Source organism: Sphaerochaeta halotolerans (assembly GCF_003429665.1).
Classification (GTDB): Bacteria; Spirochaetota; Spirochaetia; order Sphaerochaetales; family Sphaerochaetaceae; genus Sphaerochaeta; species Sphaerochaeta halotolerans.
Window position 1 is genome coordinate 159,644 of the sequence record NZ_QUWK01000001.1, and the last position, 17,446, is coordinate 177,089.

At 48.7% G+C, this 17,446-nt stretch carries 12 protein-coding genes; 11 read left to right on the top strand and 1 reads right to left on the bottom strand.

Translation table 11 applies throughout. The annotated features are described in order from the left end of the window. Nucleotides 1–29 precede the first annotated feature (29 nt). The 7 genes from DYP60_RS00735 (at nucleotide 30) to DYP60_RS00765 (ending at nucleotide 4,942) form a co-directional block, all read left to right on the top strand. Nucleotides 30–686, top strand: a complete 657-nt coding sequence (locus DYP60_RS00735) for an aspartate/glutamate racemase family protein (protein ID WP_117328951.1) — start codon at nucleotides 30–32, stop codon at nucleotides 684–686. A 9-nt stretch (nucleotides 687–695) separates the two neighbouring features. Beyond that, complete coding sequence (locus tag DYP60_RS00740; protein WP_117328952.1) at nucleotides 696–1,514, top strand: transketolase; 819 nt, start codon at nucleotides 696–698, stop codon at nucleotides 1,512–1,514. Beyond that, complete coding sequence (locus DYP60_RS00745; RefSeq protein ID WP_117328953.1) at nucleotides 1,511–2,461, top strand: transketolase family protein; 951 nt, start codon at nucleotides 1,511–1,513, stop codon at nucleotides 2,459–2,461. Before DYP60_RS00740 ends, DYP60_RS00745 begins: the two co-directional genes overlap by 4 nt. 153 nt (nucleotides 2,462–2,614) lie before the next feature. Continuing rightward, complete coding sequence (locus DYP60_RS00750; RefSeq protein ID WP_237446309.1) at nucleotides 2,615–2,770, top strand: hypothetical protein; 156 nt, start codon at nucleotides 2,615–2,617, stop codon at nucleotides 2,768–2,770. A 10-nt stretch (nucleotides 2,771–2,780) separates the two neighbouring features. Continuing rightward, entirely contained in the window at nucleotides 2,781–3,830 is a 1,050-nt protein-coding gene (locus tag DYP60_RS00755; RefSeq protein WP_165849458.1) for a transaldolase family protein, read from the top strand. Beyond that, nucleotides 3,830–4,171, top strand: a complete 342-nt coding sequence (locus DYP60_RS00760) for a cupin domain-containing protein (protein ID WP_117328955.1) — start codon at nucleotides 3,830–3,832, stop codon at nucleotides 4,169–4,171. Before DYP60_RS00755 ends, DYP60_RS00760 begins: the two co-directional genes overlap by 1 nt. A gap of 66 nt (nucleotides 4,172–4,237) precedes the next feature. Continuing rightward, the gene (locus DYP60_RS00765; protein WP_133299259.1) at nucleotides 4,238–4,942 is read left to right on the top strand and encodes a FadR/GntR family transcriptional regulator; all 705 of its coding nucleotides are present in this window, start codon (nucleotides 4,238–4,240) and stop codon (nucleotides 4,940–4,942) included. On the opposite strand, the gene DYP60_RS00770 is transcribed toward DYP60_RS00765, so the two are convergent. Next, nucleotides 4,939–7,878 (bottom strand): PEP/pyruvate-binding domain-containing protein, encoded by a 2,940-nt coding sequence (locus DYP60_RS00770; RefSeq protein ID WP_117328957.1) that lies wholly within the window; start codon nucleotides 7,876–7,878, stop codon nucleotides 4,939–4,941. The two genes, DYP60_RS00765 and DYP60_RS00770, sit on opposite strands and share 4 nt — an antisense overlap. A 224-nt stretch (nucleotides 7,879–8,102) precedes the next feature. On the opposite strand from DYP60_RS00770, the gene gdhA reads away from it, so the two are divergent. The 4 genes from gdhA to nifJ all read left to right on the top strand — a co-directional run bounded on the left by gdhA (nucleotide 8,103) and on the right by nifJ (nucleotide 17,397). Beyond that, a complete protein-coding gene (gene gdhA, locus DYP60_RS00775) occupies nucleotides 8,103–9,440 on the top strand; it encodes an NADP-specific glutamate dehydrogenase (RefSeq protein WP_117328958.1) in 1,338 nt (445 codons plus the stop codon). 493 nt (nucleotides 9,441–9,933) lie between these two features. Next, a complete protein-coding gene (locus tag DYP60_RS00780; protein WP_117328959.1) occupies nucleotides 9,934–12,432 on the top strand; it encodes an adenosylcobalamin-dependent ribonucleoside-diphosphate reductase in 2,499 nt (832 codons plus the stop codon). A gap of 45 nt (nucleotides 12,433–12,477) precedes the next feature. Beyond that, entirely contained in the window at nucleotides 12,478–13,689 is a 1,212-nt protein-coding gene (locus DYP60_RS00785) for an MFS transporter (protein ID WP_117328960.1), read from the top strand. A 171-nt stretch (nucleotides 13,690–13,860) separates the two neighbouring features. Beyond that, nucleotides 13,861–17,397, top strand: a complete 3,537-nt coding sequence (gene nifJ, locus DYP60_RS00790; RefSeq protein ID WP_117328961.1) for a pyruvate:ferredoxin (flavodoxin) oxidoreductase — start codon at nucleotides 13,861–13,863, stop codon at nucleotides 17,395–17,397. Nucleotides 17,398–17,446 lie beyond the last annotated feature (49 nt).

Sequence of the window (17,446 nt, forward strand, 5' to 3'; positions counted from 1 at the left end):
TGATGTTATAGGAATTGGGAGGAGTATGCATGGCTGAACATACGATTGCTGCTATTTATACCGGAGCTGCATTGGTGAAACCATTGTCAGATCTGATGAAAGAGATTCTTGGTGATTACAAGGTGATGAACATACTTGATGACAGCATGATTGCTGACATCATTGAGGCAGGTGGTATGACCAAGGCTGTGAAGAGACGGCTTTATGGATACTATGAGATTGCCTGTGCATCAGGTGCTGAGCTGATTCTCAACACCTGCTCCTCCATCGGGGATGCTGTCTACGGGGCACGAGAGTTCTTTCCCATCCCGATTATTAGAATTGATGAACCCATGGCTCGGCGGGCAATTGAACTCTCTGACTCAATCGCTGTCCTGGCAACACTCCCTACCACCTTGGATCCAACCATACGGTTGCTGCAAAGGTGTGCACAGGAGGCAGGGAAATCAATCAAGACCATCAGTGCATTGGCTGATGGTGCATTCCCTGCCATCACCGCCGGGGATGCAGAAACCCATGATCGACTGATCGCAGAGACGGCTAAAAAGGTATCGGATTCCTGTGATGTAATCCTTCTTGCCCAAGGCTCTATGGCTCGAATGGAGAAGCCGCTTGCAGAACTTACCGGCAAGACTGTGCTCAGCAGCCCCCGCTTGGGTGTTGAGCAGATCAAGGGACTATTGTAGGAGGAAGCTATGGATCTTGAAGCGTTGAATGCGATCTCTTTGCAGCTCAGGAGAGATGTCGTGGAGATGGTTTACCGAACCAAGGATGGTCATCCAGGTCCCAGTTTTTCAGTTGCAGACATTATTACCGCCCTCTACTTTGAGGTGATGAATATAGATTCATCCAACCCAGATATGATTGATCGCGACCGTTTTGTGCTTTCTAAGGGACACTCCTGTCCCGTGTTGTATGCAGCACTTGCAAGAAGAGGCTATTTCCCTGTAGAGGATTTGTATACCCTACGGTACCTTCATTCCAAGTTGCAAGGGCATCCCTATGCACCAAAGACGAAAGGTCTTGATGCAACCACAGGTTCATTGGGAAACGGGGTTTCCATTGGACTGGGTATGGCATTGGCTGCTCGAATCCAGAAACAAGCAAACCTGGTATATGTAGTTACCGGTGACGGTGAACTTGGAGAAGGAATGATCTGGGAAGCAGCAATGGCCGCAAGTCATCAGAAGGCAGCAAACCTGACAGTATTCATAGACAACAACAACTACCAGAGTGGGGGAACCGTCTCAGAGATATCAGGCCCATACCCGATTGAGGATAAGTGGAAAGCTTTTGGATGGCATACCCAAAGCATTGACGGACATGATATTTCCCAGATTTTGCATGCGGTTGAGAAAGCCAAGGAAGAAAGGGAACGCCCCTCTGCAATCATCTGCAAGACCGTCAAGGGAAACGGGGTTTCCTTCATGGTAGGAGAGAACTCCTGGCATAAACGGGTCTATACCGATGAAGAGTACCGTATAGCCATGAAGGAACTGGGAGGTGTGGTATGAGCAGTGTTGACAGTACCAGAATTGGATTCAGGGATGCATTGTTGCATTTGGCAAAAGAGCGTGAGGATATCGTATTTGTTTCCACCGACTCACTGAAAGTGGTGAAAGGTGAACCCTTTTTGGAAGTCTTTCCTGACCGTGTCATTGAACTTGGGATTTCTGAACAGAACGGGGTTGGGGTAGCCAGTGGGCTTGCTTCCAGTGGCCTCTTGCCCTACATCTGCACGTATGCAGGATTTCTGACAATGCGTGCTTGTGAGCAAATGCGTACCTTTGTATCCTATCCTAACCTGAAAGTCCGTTTTGTCGGGGCCAACGGTGGATTGCACGGAGGAAACCGGGAAGGAGTCTCCCATCAGTTCATTGAGGATGTGGGAATTCTCAGGACGATGCCCAATTTCACCATTCTCTGTCCGGCAGATGGTAACCAGGTCTATCAAGCAATGCTGGCAAGTGTTGATATTGAGGGACCAGTATACATACGAATTGGTAGTGGGCGTGAAGAGAAAGTCTTTCCAGATGGGACACCATTCCCTTTAGGCAAGATTCGAACCTTGATAGATGAAGGGAGTGATGTGGCGCTCTTTTGCCATGGTTTTATTACCAACCGGGTAATTGAAGCTGCAAAACAGCTGAAAGAAGAGGGCGTTGGGGTGAAGGTTGTGGAGGTTGCAACCATCAAACCATTAGACCAAGCAGGAATTGCAACTATTCTTGAAAAGACAGGATGTGCGGTTACTATTGAAGACCATACCATCATCAATGGTCTTGGTAGTGCGATTGCAGAAGTAATTGCAGAAGGTAACCCTGCCTATCTGGTGCGTTTGGGATTACAGGATGTGTATGGTGAATCCGGCTTCCCTGATGAACTGCTTGATGCCTACGGTATGTCTGTACAGGATATTGTCGAGGGAGCCAAGAGGGCCATCAAACATACAAAGGTATAATTCCTCAGGCTTACCTGAGGATACAAACAAAAGGAGATAGAAACAAATGAAGAAGAAAATTGTTGTATTGGTGCTTGTCACCTTGTTGGCAACGGCTCTGTTTGCACAAGGGCAGGCGGAAAAGAGTGGTCCAACTGCCGAGAATCCGTTGGTATGAGCGTATATATGCTCAGTCCAATCGTGAAGCTTCCCGTGGGGAAGGTATTCAAAGCAGTCTTGCCGTACCTGTTCTCCCTTCTGGTGGCATTGGTGGTTCTCACCTATGTTCCACAGATTTCCCTGTGGCTTCCGTCACTATTTTTCAAGTAGAGGTGTGTATATGAAATCTACCTATTTTCACCGTGTGCATCAGCAGACCAAGACTCGGTTCTGGATCAACAACCCGACCATTGAGCAAGCCAAGCGGGCGATAGAGGAAGGTGCAATTGGTTGCACCACCAACCCAAGTTATGTTTCAAAGCTCTTTGAATCAGAAGAGGACATGCTTGTTGTTAAACGAACGATTGATCTATTGCTTCCCTATGAGAAAGATGATTCAGTTCTTGCCTCCAAGGTTCAACAGATGATGGTAGGCCGTCTTGCAGATGTATTTCTTCCGCTCTATCGTTCCAGTGGGGGGACAGAGGGATTGGTCACCATCCAAGGGAATCCGTTTGCCGAGAGGGATACCAGCTTGATTGTAAAAGAAGGGTTGGAGAACCGTAAGATTGCTGAGAATATCTGCATTAAGATACCGGTAACTCAGTGGGGTATTGAGGCAATCCGCACCATGGTGGAGCATACTATCCCCACGATGGCAACAGAGGTTATGAGTTTGAGTCAGACTATTGCCATTTGTGAAGCCTACCAGAAGGTTAGCCAAGAGAGCGGGAACGCCCCTCCTTTCTATGTTACCCACATCACCGGTATCCTCGATGACCACTTCAAGCGTGTCATCAAGGAGCAACGGCTATCCATTGATGAGGAGTTGGCTGGATATGCAGGGCTATCCATCGCAAAGAAAGAGTATAAGCTGATGAAAGAGAGAGGCTATCCAGGAATCATGATCGGTGGAGGAGCGAGAAAGCTTGAAGATTTCACTGAGCTGGTGGGTGGAGATTTGGGCATCACCATCAACTGGAAAGGGACTGCCGATGTCCTGATTGAACAAGACAAGGAGGTGGTTGATCGTATCGGCAATACTCTGGATGAACAACAGATACTGACGCTCAGAAAGGAACTTCCTGACTACCAGCGTGCTTTTGATCTTGATGGAATGACTGTTGATGAGTACTACGACTATGGCGGGGTTGAGCTGTTCCGCTCTTCGTTCCAGAAGGGATGGAATGCCCTGCTTGCCTTGATTGCTGAGAGAAGGGGAAATAACTAATGGACCAGAAGAAACATAGAGGAAATCTGCATACAGACAAGAGAGTGGAACGTGCAAAGGGAATTGAACGGGTTACCTTGACCTATGACCAGGATAGCATGATCTGCTATTTTTACCTTGAGAAAGGATCCACGTTGGATATGCATACCCACCCAGAAAGCCAGAATGGCTTTGTGGTAAAGGGCCATATCCATTTCATCAAGGGCGATGGCGAGATTTTAGATCTGCACGCTGGGGATGCATACTACTTCCCTTCGATGGATCCCCATGGTTCCAAGATCCTTGAGGATACTGAACTCATAGAGTGTTTCTCCCCTTCCAGGGATGATTACAAGGATTAATGATTCTTCGCTTTCCTCACGGGTTCTTGGTATGATACAGTGCTGTATGCAGGGGGAATTATTTCCATGGAAGACATATTCAGGGTACACGAAGGCCGCCAGTCAGCGGTTGAATTGGTGATAGAGAAAATCAAGGAGCTCTTGATCGACCAGAAGCTTTCTCCCGGAGATATGATTCCCAATGAAATCTCCCTTGCCGAGAGCCTGAAAGTTGGGCGTGGTACGGTGCGTGAAGCCTTGAAAATTCTTTCTGCCTATGGGGTGGTTGAAATCAAGCAAGGGCATGGAACGTTTGTTTCCAGCGCTTCAAACAAACGACTCTTCGACCCCCAGCTGTTCCAGATACTCGTCCAGGATCGTGATTATAAATCACTCACCCAAGTGAGGCAATTATTGGAAGAGGGTATCGTCAAATTAGTCATCGAGTCGGCAAGCGATGACGAGTTGGCCTTACTCGATCAAACAATGAGGGAGTTCCAGGAGGCACTTAGAGATGAACAGGCTTCTGCCCAGAAAGCGGGTGCCCTGGACCTGCATTATCATCGCTTGCTTGCACGGTTTTCTCACAACAGTATCGTGGAGAATATCTATACCTTCGTAATCGAGTTGTTCACCAAGACCATCAATCCCATCCATGAGGGAGTTGATGAGGTACATCGGCAGTTACATCAGGCGATTATGGATAGAAATAGTGAGAAGGCTGTGGCAGCAGTCCACTCTCACACGGCAATCTGGGTCTGGGCCTACAAAGAGGCCCATCCGGAGCATTAATCGATGAGTACTACTCCCTCTCCGTCGAAGCCGTTGACCTTTATGGTCAATGGCTTTTCGCTTCTTGCATGAATGAAGTGTTCCGTTTCTGAAACCATCGGGAGTGTTTTAAGCTTCTCATACTGCATTGAACCAGATCGATATGCCGGGTTTATTGTTAAATAGAGACATCCAAGACTCGTCATGTTCTGGAAGAAGTGGGTTCCTTGGCTAGGTTCCACTTGGAACCCCTGCAAACCAGTTTCAACGATGACCTTGCTTCGGGATATTTGCGACCAAGTCACTGGGATACCCAGCCAAGGGTCACAACTACCCAATCTTCCCGCTACTACCAATACATAGTCTCTCTCCGCAACAACCATTGCTGCATTGAGCTTGCCGAGTTCCTTGGCCATTCCTCTCATTGCAGAGGCAGAGAAGTTTTCAACCTTTACATAGATAATGTCTTGTACGTGGTCTATCTTTCCGTTTCCCATGACCACATGGGAATGGATGGCAGCCCTCTCTCGTTCCTTTTCGCTGATGGTTACATCATTCTCCTCGTTCCCTGCTGCAATCGGGCGAATCTGGAGAAGGCTGAATTCCCTCATCTTTGGGGCAGCTCGATTCAGGTTTACGGCAAATTCTATCTCCACTGGTTTTCCCATTGCCTCTGTTCCCAACTGAAGCACATCCTTGACGATAGAGGCCAAGGGGAATGCGTCATACTTCAGTATGCCGTTGAAGGTTATGACCTTCTCTCCCTCAGTCCTGACAGACTCACTAAGCATACCACTGGCCAAATCATAGGTGCTTGCAATGTATCTGATAGCTTCTGGATATGCCCATGATTCACGGAAATTGAGCAGTTCAAGATTCTCAAGTCCCCCTTCTTCAAGCGGATGGTAGCCGTTTTTCATATTTAGGGCGTAGAAGGTACTCTGGCTGCTGGTCTGGTTGCCTCCAAGGAACTGTGCTGGTCGCTTTGGATGGGTAGGGCTGAAACGCAGGGCCGATCCGTTGTCCACTACCGATTTGCCAAAGCCGAAGCTGAGCATACCAACACCATCCTCAGGTTTTTCTCCTCCCAAGGGATAGTAGTTCAGGGAGCGGGCAACCCCACTGATGTTTGGATACCAGTAAGGGCCATGGTTGCTTCCTATGACCTGTTGGATAATGACGGCCATCTTCTCATCCTCCAGCATATGCTCGGTTGCCTTGAGGTACTCCTTTGCACTACGGAAGAAGGTGGAAGCCCAGACTGCGCGAACCGCATCACAGAGTTCCTGGAGCCTTGTCTCGTCGGATCCTTGGTTGGGAAGCATGCACGTTTCATATACTCCTGCAAATGGCTGGTAGTGTGAGTCTTCCAGAAGACTGGAAGAACGGACACAGATTGGCTGGTGGATAACTTGGACGATTTCAGCGAGGTTCAGTACCAACTCATTGCTCAGTGGTTTGGAGAGGAATATTTTAAGCAAGGTCTCATCAGGAAGATCTCCTGAAGCGATATCATTCAGATCGTTCTCTTCAAGGAACTGGGTGAACTGGTCGGTGGTTACCACTACGGTACGTGGAATGGAGAGATATACATCCGGGTATTTTTCCGGGAGTTTGGCGGCCCGTAGCACCATGTCAATGAAGGCGAGGCCACGGCCCTTTCCCCCTAGCGATCCTCCCCCAATTCTGCTGAAGAACAGGGTCTCGTCATAGTTGTTCCTACTGAACTGGGCTATGACTCCCTTGGTCCTTTCCTTGCGGTAGTTGCGGATGATTTCAGTCATCTGTTGTTGTACTACCTTTGCGTCTCCGTTTGCAGGAATTTTCAGGTCCTTGATTCTTGCTGCAATGGCATAGAGGCTCTGTGCCCTGAGCCAACGTGAAAAGTCATTTCGCCTGGAATGGAAATCAAAGCTTTTCGTCGGGATCTTGGGAAGGACCCTTTGCAGGTCGCGCATAGTTTCAGCCCGGGCAATCTCCTCCATGGTATCGGGGTCGCGGAAAATGAAGGGTCCGAACCCATAATGCTTGGTCATGAATTTATTGAGTTCAAACAGGAGTGCTGAGTTGTTTTTCCATAGAAAGTAGGCCCCTGCGTCTTCTACCATCTCCTGGACAGTGTTGTCGCTGCTTTGAATCAAGATTGGAATTTCAGGATCATTTGCGTGGACCATTTTTGTAAGATGCAGGCCGGCATATTTGTCTTGCTTTCCCTCTTTAAGATAGGACATGTCGGTGATGATTCCCAGGATATTGTGCCGATACTTTGTATAGAGTTCCTGGGCCTCCTCATAGGTCCTGGCAAGCGCAATCTTAGGTCTGCCACGCATCCTGAGGGTTTTCCCCCAGTTGTTCAGTGCCTCGAGGATGGCTGAGCGGTTCTGTTGGATCAAGGTGGTGTACATCATGGGTAGGTAGGAAGAATAGAACCGTACAGAGTCCTCTACCAGAATGATGAGTTGGACATCCGCTTCCTGGGTATCATGTTCCAGGTTCATTCCGTCCTCAACCAATTTGATCATGGCTAGGAAGATGGTGGGGTCCCCCTGCCAGTAGAAGAAGTAGTCGATGTCCTTGCCGTCTGATCCCTTGATCAGCTTGTTTCTCTTGTGGCTTGAAGAGGGGGAAAGTGCGATAACCGGCATTTGCGGGTCGATCTTCTTGATGGTCGTTGCCAATTGCTCAACGGAGTCGGTCCCGAGGTCAAGCATGGTGACCACCAAATCAAACTTCCTTTGATTCAATAGGTTCAGCGCTTCTTCAGCTGTACTGGTGTGGGTGAATTTTGGGGGATTGTTCAGCCCAAGCTGGGTATATTCGAGATATAACTCCTCCTCAACCCGTCCGTCTTCCTCCAAGAGAAAACGGTCATAGTCGTTGCAGATGAGCAGCACGTTGTAGATATGTTTCAGCATGAGGTTACTGAACGGCAACCACGTTGGGTCAAGTGTATACATAGCAGGTATTTTATCATGATAGACCGAGTTTGCATATCATTTCAGTATATTCAAAAAATTGATTAAAAATTCAATTTTACTGTATATTTTTGTAAGATAGGGTAACTATATAAAATATAATCACGCTTATCATAATTTAACGTTGACATATTGGTATGGTAGGTTTACGCTTTTTGAACAAGCAACGTCCTGTTGCAGCACAGACCAAGGAGAAAAGTCTAGGTATGTATACCCTTGAATCAGTAATGAAAGAACTGGAGAGAAAGAATCCAGGCGAACCTGAATTCATCCAGGCAGTCGGCGAGGTGGTGGAAAGTGTTCTCAGCGTGGTCAATGAGAACCCGGTGTATGAAAAGCATCGGATTCTCGAGAGAATGACCGAACCTGACCGTGTGTACACCTTTCGAGTCGAGTGGGAGGATGATGAAGGAAATCTTCAAGTAAACCGTGGATACCGCGTGCAGTTCAACAATGCAATCGGTCCCTATAAGGGAGGTTTACGCTTTCACTCCAGTGTTACCCTTGGAACATTGAAGTTTCTAGGGTTTGAACAGACTCTGAAAAACAGCCTGACCACACTTCCCATGGGCGGTGGCAAGGGCGGTAGTGATTTCAATCCCCGTGGCAAGAGCGACAGCGAAATCCTTCGCTTCTGCCGTTCTTTCATGACTGAGTTACAGAAATATATCGGTCCTGAGACAGACGTGCCTGCCGGGGATATCGGAGTAGGAGCGCGTGAGATTGGATTTCTCTACGGACAATACAAGCGTATCAGGGGAGAGAATACTGGTGTGTTGACCGGTAAAGGCCTCGGCTTTGGAGGATCCTTGGTCCGCCCAGAGGCAACTGGATACGGCACAATGTACTTTGCCCAAGCTATGCTTGAAACGCATCAGGACAGTCTGGAAGGAAAACGAATCTCCTTAAGTGGCTTTGGAAACGTTGCTTGGGGAGCTGCTATGAAGGCGACCGAATTGGGAGCCAAGGTCGTAGCAATCAGTGGTCCAGATGGGTATATCTATGATGAAGAGGGAGTAGGAACGCCCGAAAAGTGGGCATTCATGCAGTATCTGCGTTCTTGCAACAATGATGTTGTTGCACCCTATGCGGAACGCTTTGGGGCAAAATTCGTTGCAGGAAAGAAGCCTTGGGAGGTCCCTGTTGATCTTGCTTTCCCCTGTGCCATCCAGAATGAGCTTGACCTGGAGGATGCCAGAACGTTGGTTGCCAATGGGATCAAGTACGTGGTGGAGACTTCAAACATGGGATGCACGGCTGAAGCAGCAGCCTATTTCATCAAGCAGAGAATTCCCTATGCACCTGGAAAGGCTGCAAATGCCGGTGGTGTTGCGGTAAGTGGTCTCGAGATGAGCCAGAATGCCATGCATCTTTCTTGGAGTGCTGAGGAGGTCGATGAGAAACTGAAGGGTATCATGGGAAAGATTCATCAAGCTTGTATTACCGAGGGAAAGGAAGATGATGGATATGTCAATTACGTGAAGGGAGCGAATATTGCTGGCTTCAAGAAGGTTGCCGATACCATGGTTCAGCTCGGTTACTAGTGGTTTTTCCCTTCGGGGTGTGTATCAGGAGGGCCTCCCCTAGTTTGGAGGCCCTTCACTCGTAAGATAGCACTAGCCATCAGATATAATTTCACGTTTGACCCTATGATAGGACCCCCAAAGAAGCACAAAATATGCATAGTGTTTTTACCTGCTTTGTGGGGGTGTTTTTATCATGGTTCACCCATTACCAGCAAGGAATAACAAGAAAAATGATTCTCTCTATTTGTCCTTTTCCGACGGCACCAATATGCATTATTTAAGACATGATACATGATTGCTATAAAACCTATATAACACTATATGTAGCGTTATGCAACTTTATATAGCGCTATAAATGTTGTATTGCCTGCTTGCCAAGTTCAGTCCGCCATGCTATGGTAGATGAGGATTGACGAGGTCCGACCAGCTTCCTCGCATTGCATTTCTGCCAATCGAGGGGGTGTGTTTGTCTTCATGAATTGTGAATTAATTTTATATATAGAGGGATTACATGAGCGCTGCTAAGAATGAATTGAACCCGTTGGGTCGTAAGATTTTCCTCGACCGTTATGCATTGAAAGACGTCCAGAAGAAGACGTTGAAGGTTGGGGATGTCGTGGTTGCTGTGAGCAACCCGAAGACTGGTCAGCGAGAGATTGGAGTGGTTACCGAATTGAACGATGGGGATGCCATTACCGTCAAGCTTGATGAAGGCACTGTCTTGCACGTGAAACGTGAGGATGTTGATAAGCCGCTTGAGACCGACCCAGCACAGATGCTTGCTCGTGTAGCGAAAGGTATTGCTTCCCAAGAGAAGCCGGAGGTTCGAAAGCAATGGGAAAAAGAGTTCAATTGGCTCCTGGAGGACTGGAAGTTCGTCCCTGGAGGCAGGATTCTTACCGGTGCGGGAACGGATCAGAACCTGACCTATTTCAACTGCTACGTGATCCCTTCCCCGAAGGACAGTCGTGGTGGCATCATAGCCTCATTGGGCCAGATGACAGAAATTATGAGCCGAGGTGGGGGAGTCGGCATGAACATATCGTCCCTCAGGCCACGGCACAGCTACGTCAAGGGCGTAAACGGCCGTTCCAGTGGCTCAGTAAGCTGGGGTGGGCTCTTCAGCTTCGTAACCGGCCTGATTGAACAGGGTGGATCCCGCCGAGGTGCCTTGATGTTGATCCTTAATGTCTGGCATCCTGATATCCTTGATTTCATTGAGTCAAAGCGGGAAATGGGCAAGATTACCAACGCAAATATCTCGGTCGGAATTACCGATGACTTCATGGACGCTGTACGCAGTGATGGGGATTGGCATACGTACTTCCCTGATACCACCGACCCTGACTACAATGAAAAGTGGGATGGAGATATTGAGAAATGGAAGAACAGTGGGCATAAGGTCCAAGTCTACCATACGATGAAGGCACGAAAGATTTGGGACGCTATTATAGAAAGCGCCTGGGCAAGTGCCGAACCTGGAGTATTCTTCATCGATCGCTACAACAAGATGTCCAACTCCTGGTACTACGCTTCCATCCAGAGTACCAATCCCTGTGGGGAGCAGGGGCTTCCTCCTTGGGGTGTCTGTAATCTTGGATCCATCAACCTTAGCCAGTTTGTGGAGAACAAGAAGGTGAATTACAAGGATTTGGGAAGGGCCGTTCGGTTGGCAGTCCGCTTCCTTGACGATGTCATTGATGATACCCCCTACTTCTTCGAGGAGAACAGGAAACAGCAGCAGAGTGAGCGTCGTATCGGACTCGGGACCATGGGACTTGCCGATATGTTGATCAAGATGGAACTTGGCTATGGAAGCGATGAGTCCCTGACCTTTATTGAAGAGCTGTACAAGTTCATCTGTTTGGAAGCATATGGTGAAAGTTGTGATCTTGCGAAAGAGAAGGGAAGCTTTCCCCTCTTTGATGCTGATAAGTTGCTTGAGAGCGGCTTCATGAAGCAGATGCCCGAGGAGATCCGTAGTAAAGTCCGTGAACAAGGCCTCAGAAATGTCACCCTCCTTACCCAGGCTCCGACTGGAACCACCGGTACGATGGTAAACACATCCACTGGGATTGAGCCCTATTATTTCTGGGAATGGGAACGCACAGGAAGGATGGGAACGAACATCGAACGGGTGAAGGTGTATGATGATTGGGTACAGGCTCATCCCGGGCAGAAGAAACCAGACTACTTTGTTTCTGCAATGGACCTTGCTCCCGAAGGGCATGTCAGGGTGCAGGCAGCAATCCAGAAGTGGGTGGATTCTTCAATCTCCAAGACAGGAAATACTCCCAAGGAGTACACGGTTGAGCAGACAGAGAAGCTCTATGAATTGCTCTATGATCTGGGATGTAAGGGGGGAACCACCTATCGTGATGGATCACGTGATACGCAGGTATTGACGGTCAAGAAAGAAGAGAAGAAGGAAACTCCGGTCGTTACTCGTTCCAGTGAACCCAAGCCACGGGTACGTTCCACTGTCCTAAGGGGGACCACATATCGCAAGGCCACTCCTATTGGAACGGCATACATCACGGTTAATTGTGATGGCCCAAATCCTAGTGATATCTTTGAGGTCTTCATCAATGTGGCAAAGGTGGGAAGTGATGTTGCAGCCGATGCAGAGGGACTTGGAAGACTCATCAGCTTGCTGCTTCGCATGCCCTCTCCCCTGACCCCCGACCAACGAGCCCAGGCGATTATCAGCCAGCTCTCAGGGATCGGCAGTGGCCGCTCCATGGGATTCGGAAGAAATCGGGTAATGAGCTTACCTGATGCAGTTGCACAGGTGTTGCAACAGCATATTGGTTCCTCAGACTCTGACCGGGATGCCTCCCGCCTTCCTGATGAGGAAGATGAGGAGGAAGAGGTCGGGCAGCTCGATCTTGGGCTTCCTGCTTCCGGTTCCTCTGTGAAACCTGATATGTGTCCAATTTGTGGTAATGTCACGTTCGTGAATATTGAAGGTTGCAAGAAATGTTTCTCTTGTGGCCACAGCGAGTGTTGACCAAAGAGCAAGCAATCCCTACCCTCCAAACCGGGTAGGGAGAGCATGAGCAGTATACGTACGACTCGTCCTTCTGTGACGGGTCTTTCTTTGTATAGAGGTCTGGAGAAGAATATTTATATTCTTTTCATCATCCGAATCATTAATAGGTTCGGTGATTTTGTGCAGCTACTCCTGGTCCTTATTCTTACCGGTAACCTTAATCTTACTCCAGCCCAGGCGGGATTCTTCGTCTCATGCAGTGTCATTGCCACCATGTTTGGCCAATTTTCCAGTGGGTATGTAGCAGACAGATGGGGGAGAAAAATTCCTCTGGTAATCTGTCAGGTTGTGGTCAGTATCTCATATCTTTCCTGTGCCTTGATGGTTAGGTCTTTTCCCCATCTGGTGCCATACCTCATTCTTCTTTCCAGTCCTTTCCGTGGAGGCACCTCTCCCCTCACCAATACCATGGTTGCTGACTTCAGCCGACCCGAGCAACTCTCCCAGTCGTTCAGTCTTCTCTATCTGGGAACGAATATCGGGGTGGCGCTTGGTCCTGTTGCAGCTTCCTTCCTCTATGCACGTTCAATTGTGTTACTCTTTGCTTTCTCCTCCTTGCTGATTTTCCTCTCTACACTCCTGTTGATCTTTGGAATCCCAAAGAGTGAAACCATGTATACCAAGGAGACGGCTCATTCCAGCAAGACACTGCGGATGCCTCCCGTTCTTATCATCTTTTTTGGGTTGTTCGCGCTCTATGGTCTTGCCTATGCCCAGAACACCTTCACCCTTCCGCTCCAGTTTGCTTCTTTGTATGGCGAGATGCTCGGGACGAGTCGCTACGCGCTGTTGATGACGGTAAATGCAGTAACAGTCTTACTTGCAACAGCTTTTCTCACCACATGGACCCATAGGCTGGGGCAACTATGTTCCATGGCGCTTGCCATGGTGTTTTATGTTGTTGGGTACGGTATGTATGCCAGATGTACAGCATTTCCTTTTTTCTTGGTTGCCACCTGCATTTGGACCTTTGGAGAGATATTGATGGCAACAAATGCCAATGTGTTTGTGAATGCCTATGCTCCTCCATCATTGCGTTCACGTTGCAACGCATCGCTTACCATTGCATCCAGTCTCGGTCACTCCATTGCTCCAACTGCCGGAGGTTTGTGGTTGGCAGTAAGTGGCTATACTCAGCTTTGGGGTATTTCAGCAGCGCTTTGTTTTCTCCTTGGGTGCGGTTATGTTGCACTAAATAAATACTTGAAGTCATGATATATAACTAAAAGTTTTGCAAATAATGAAATCAATCTGGAGAAGGTTGCAATCGATTCCTTATTGGTTTAAGATTGAAATCTGAAAAAAATCTGTTTGGATTTTTTTTTGTTCGCGCAAAGGGTAGCCCCCTCAGGGCTACATCAAATACTGTTATTATGGAGTGTCAAAATGGGTAACAAAAAAAGGGTTACTATTGACGGAAACACCGCTGCCGCGCATATTGCATATGCCTTCAGTGAAGTAGCCGCAATCTATCCGATCACCCCGTCCTCCCCGATGGGAGAGTTCGCGGATTCTTGGTCCAGTACCGGACGTAAGAACCTTTGGGGGAAGACGGTAGAAATCATGGAGATGCAGTCTGAGGCTGGTGCGGCTGGTGCCGTTCATGGTGCTCTCGCTGCCGGTGCTTTAACTACCACGTTTACTGCAAGCCAGGGATTGCTTCTGATGATTCCGAACATGCACAAAATCGCTGGTGAGATGACACCGACCGTCTTCCACGTGTCTGCAAGATCACTTGCTGCACAATCTCTCTCAATCTTTGGTGACCACTCCGACGTCATGTCCTGCCGCAATACGGGTTTTGCCATGACCTGTGCAAGCAATGTGCAGGAGACCATGGACATGGCCTTGGTTGCACACCTGGCGACACTGGAGTCACAGGTCCCCTTCCTCAGCTTCTTCGATGGATTCAGAACTTCCCATGAGCTGCAGAAGGTCGAGGAAATTTCTTATGACGACATCAAGCCGTTGGTGAGGGAAGAGTATATTCGTCGCTTCCGCGAACGTGCAATGCGTCCTGAGCAGCCAAGGCTTAAGGTTGCAGCACAGAACGAAGACGTCTACTTCCAAGGCCGTGAGACCGTCAACAAGTACTACGATGTACTGCCTGAGATAGTGCAGAAGTACATGGATGAAGTAGAGAAACTTACCGGTAGGGCATACCACCTCTTCGACTATGTTGGGGCCCCAGACGCAACTGATGTAGTGGTTGTCATGGGTTCCGGTGCCGATACCATGGAGTGGACCAGCGAATACATCAACAAGAAGGGTGGCAAGACCGGTGTCCTCAAGGTCCGCCTCTATCGCCCATTCAGTGCAAAGCACTTCCTCGGAGCTCTTCCTGCTTCAGTGAAACGTCTTGCAGTACTTGACCGCACCAAGGAACCCGGTTCTCTTGGTGAGCCTCTCTACCAGGATGTCATCACTGCTCTCAGTCAGATGGACAAGAGCGATATCAAGGTCTACGGTGGTCGCTATGGTCTTTCCAGCAAGGACTTCACTCCTTCCCATGCAAAGGCTGTCTTTGATCATCTTGCAGGTAAGGCGTTCCACAACTTCACCGTTGGTATCAACGACGATGTAACCAATCGTTCGATTCCTGTACAGGAAAATATCGACGTCTCTCCCGAAGGTGTGGTTTCCTGCATGTTCTGGGGTCTCGGTTCTGACGGTACCGTTGGTGCAAACAAGAACTCGATCAAGATCATTGGGGACAACACCGATTTGAACGCCCAGGCTTACTTCTCATACGACTCGAAAAAGAGCGGCGGTATCACCGTAAGCCACCTTCGCTTTGGAAAGGGCAAGCTGACCATGCCGTGGTTGATCGACCATGCTGACTTTGTTGCTTGTCACAACCCTGCCTACATCGGTCGCTATGACATGCTTGGTCCTCTCAAGAAGGGCGGTGTATTCTTGCTCAACAGCCAGATTCCCTCTGATGAGATTTTCGAGCATCTGACTCGCGAGATGCAGGAACAAATCATCGAGAAGAAGATCCGTTTCTACAACATCAATGCATTGAAGATTGCAGAGAACGCAGGTCTTGGTACCCGTATCAACACTGTTATGCAGGCTGCATTCTTTAAGATCAGTCAGGTTCTTCCTGAGGATGAAGCCATTGATTTGGTCAAGCAGTACATCAAGAAGACCTTCATTAAGAAGGGTGAGGACATTGTCAAGAAGAACTGGGCAGCAGTTGATGGTGCCAGTGAGGCTCTTCATGAGGTTGTCATTCCTGAGAAGATTACCAAGAGCTATGATCCTGCTCGCTTGATTCCTGAGGATGCTGACGATTATGCAAAGGATATCATGGAACCCATCATGCACCTCAAGGGTAACGATATTCCTGTTTCCAAGATGTCTTTCGATGGAAGTCTGCCGACTGCTACCGCAAAATTCGAGAAGCGCGGGGTTGCTCCCTTCGTTCCTCATTGGATTGCCGAGAAATGTATCCAGTGTAACCAGTGTGTCCAGTCTTGCCCGCATGCAGCAATTAGAGCAAAGCAGATTGAACCCAAATACCTTGAAGGTGCACCTGAGACTTTCAATGTATTGAAGTCCAATACCAAGAATGACAAGGACCTCCAGTTCAAGATTCAGGTATATACCGAAGATTGTCAGGGTTGTGGTGTCTGTATTGAGACCTGTCCCAGCAAGGAGAAGTCCCTTGTATTCAGCCCAATCGCAACCGAGCGTGAAGCTGGTGAGATTGCAAATGCAGAATTCTTTGAGAAACTTCCGTACGATGTGCTTGATGGCACCAAGGAAACAACACTCAAGGGTCTGCAGTTCAAGCAGCCACTTTTCGAGTTCAGCGGTGCTTGTGCAGGTTGTGGTGAGACCCCCTATGTCAAGATGGTCTCCCAGATTTGTGGTGATCGCATGATTGCTGCAAACGCAACAGGTTGTTCTTCCATCTACAGTGGTACCTTCCCAACAACTCCCTACACTGTCCGTCAGAGTGACGGCCAGGGTCCTTCCTGGGGCAATAGTCTCTTCGAGGATAATGCAGAGTATGGCTTGGGCATGCGCCTCGCTGTCGATTCCAACCGTGAGCAATTGAAGATCTATATTGATCAGCTCTTTGCATTGGGAACCACTGATGCTCTCAAGAGTGCCATTGAGAAGTCCCTTGAACTGTGGGATGAGTCTTCTGAGGCTGCAAACGATGCCCAGAAAGCTGTTAAGGCAGTTCTTCCTGAGGCAATCGCTGCTGCAAAGAGTGACGAAGAGAAAGCCTTGCTCGCCAAGATTGACGAGTTGAAGGACTACTTCGCTGACAAGGTTGTCTTCATCATGGGTGGTGACGGATGGGCCTACGACATCGGTTATGGTGGTGTTGACCACGTTGTTGCCTCCGGTAGAAACGTCAACATCTTGGTACTCGATACCGAGGTGTACTCCAACACCGGTGGACAGGCTTCCAAGGCAACTCCGATGGCAGCTGTTGCGAAGTTCGCAAACGCTGGTAAGAAGATTGGCAAGAAGAACATGGGCTTTATGTGCATGACCTACGGACATGTCTATGTTGCATCCATCGCTCTTGGCTCCAACCGCATGCATGCCCAGAAGGCTTTGCAGGAAGCGGTTGCTTGGAAAGGTCCTTCGATCATCTTCTGTTACTCCCCGTGTATCAACCACGGCATGGACATGCGTTTCAGCCAGGTTGAGGAGAAGAAGGCAGTGGAAGCTGGCTATTGGCCGCTCTACCGCTTCAATCCCGCACTTGAGGAAGGCAAAAGGTTCAGCTGGGATACCAAGGCAACTACTGGTTCCTACCAGGAGTTCATCAAGGGTGAGGTTCGCTACACTTCATTGTACAAGACCAATCCTGAGAATGCTGAGGCACTCTTTGCCAAGGCCGAGGAAGATGCAAAGAAGCGCATGAGTTTCTTTGAGAAACTTGGTCCGTTGATGTAAGTATCAACAAACTGTTCGATATATCGGGGCTGTCGCAATGCGGCAGCCC

Excerpts from the sequence above, each read along its gene's own strand:
- DYP60_RS00760 (WP_117328955.1), top strand. The coding sequence starts at position 3,830 with ATGGACCAGAAGAAACATAGAGGAAATCTGCATACAGACAAGAGAGTG.
- DYP60_RS00735 (WP_117328951.1), top strand. The coding sequence starts at position 30 with ATGGCTGAACATACGATTGCTGCTATTTATACCGGAGCTGCATTGGTG.
- DYP60_RS00755 (WP_165849458.1), top strand. The coding sequence starts at position 2,781 with ATGAAATCTACCTATTTTCACCGTGTGCATCAGCAGACCAAGACTCGG.
- DYP60_RS00765 (WP_133299259.1), top strand. The coding sequence starts at position 4,238 with ATGGAAGACATATTCAGGGTACACGAAGGCCGCCAGTCAGCGGTTGAA.
- DYP60_RS00785 (WP_117328960.1), top strand. The coding sequence starts at position 12,478 with ATGAGCAGTATACGTACGACTCGTCCTTCTGTGACGGGTCTTTCTTTG.
- gdhA (WP_117328958.1), top strand. The coding sequence starts at position 8,103 with ATGTATACCCTTGAATCAGTAATGAAAGAACTGGAGAGAAAGAATCCA.
- DYP60_RS00745 (WP_117328953.1), top strand. The coding sequence starts at position 1,511 with ATGAGCAGTGTTGACAGTACCAGAATTGGATTCAGGGATGCATTGTTG.
- DYP60_RS00780 (WP_117328959.1), top strand. The coding sequence starts at position 9,934 with ATGAGCGCTGCTAAGAATGAATTGAACCCGTTGGGTCGTAAGATTTTC.
- DYP60_RS00740 (WP_117328952.1), top strand. The coding sequence starts at position 696 with ATGGATCTTGAAGCGTTGAATGCGATCTCTTTGCAGCTCAGGAGAGAT.
- DYP60_RS00750 (WP_237446309.1), top strand. The coding sequence starts at position 2,615 with ATGAGCGTATATATGCTCAGTCCAATCGTGAAGCTTCCCGTGGGGAAG.
- nifJ (WP_117328961.1), top strand. The coding sequence starts at position 13,861 with ATGGGTAACAAAAAAAGGGTTACTATTGACGGAAACACCGCTGCCGCG.
- DYP60_RS00770 (WP_117328957.1), bottom strand. The coding sequence starts at position 7,878 with ATGTATACACTTGACCCAACGTGGTTGCCGTTCAGTAACCTCATGCTG.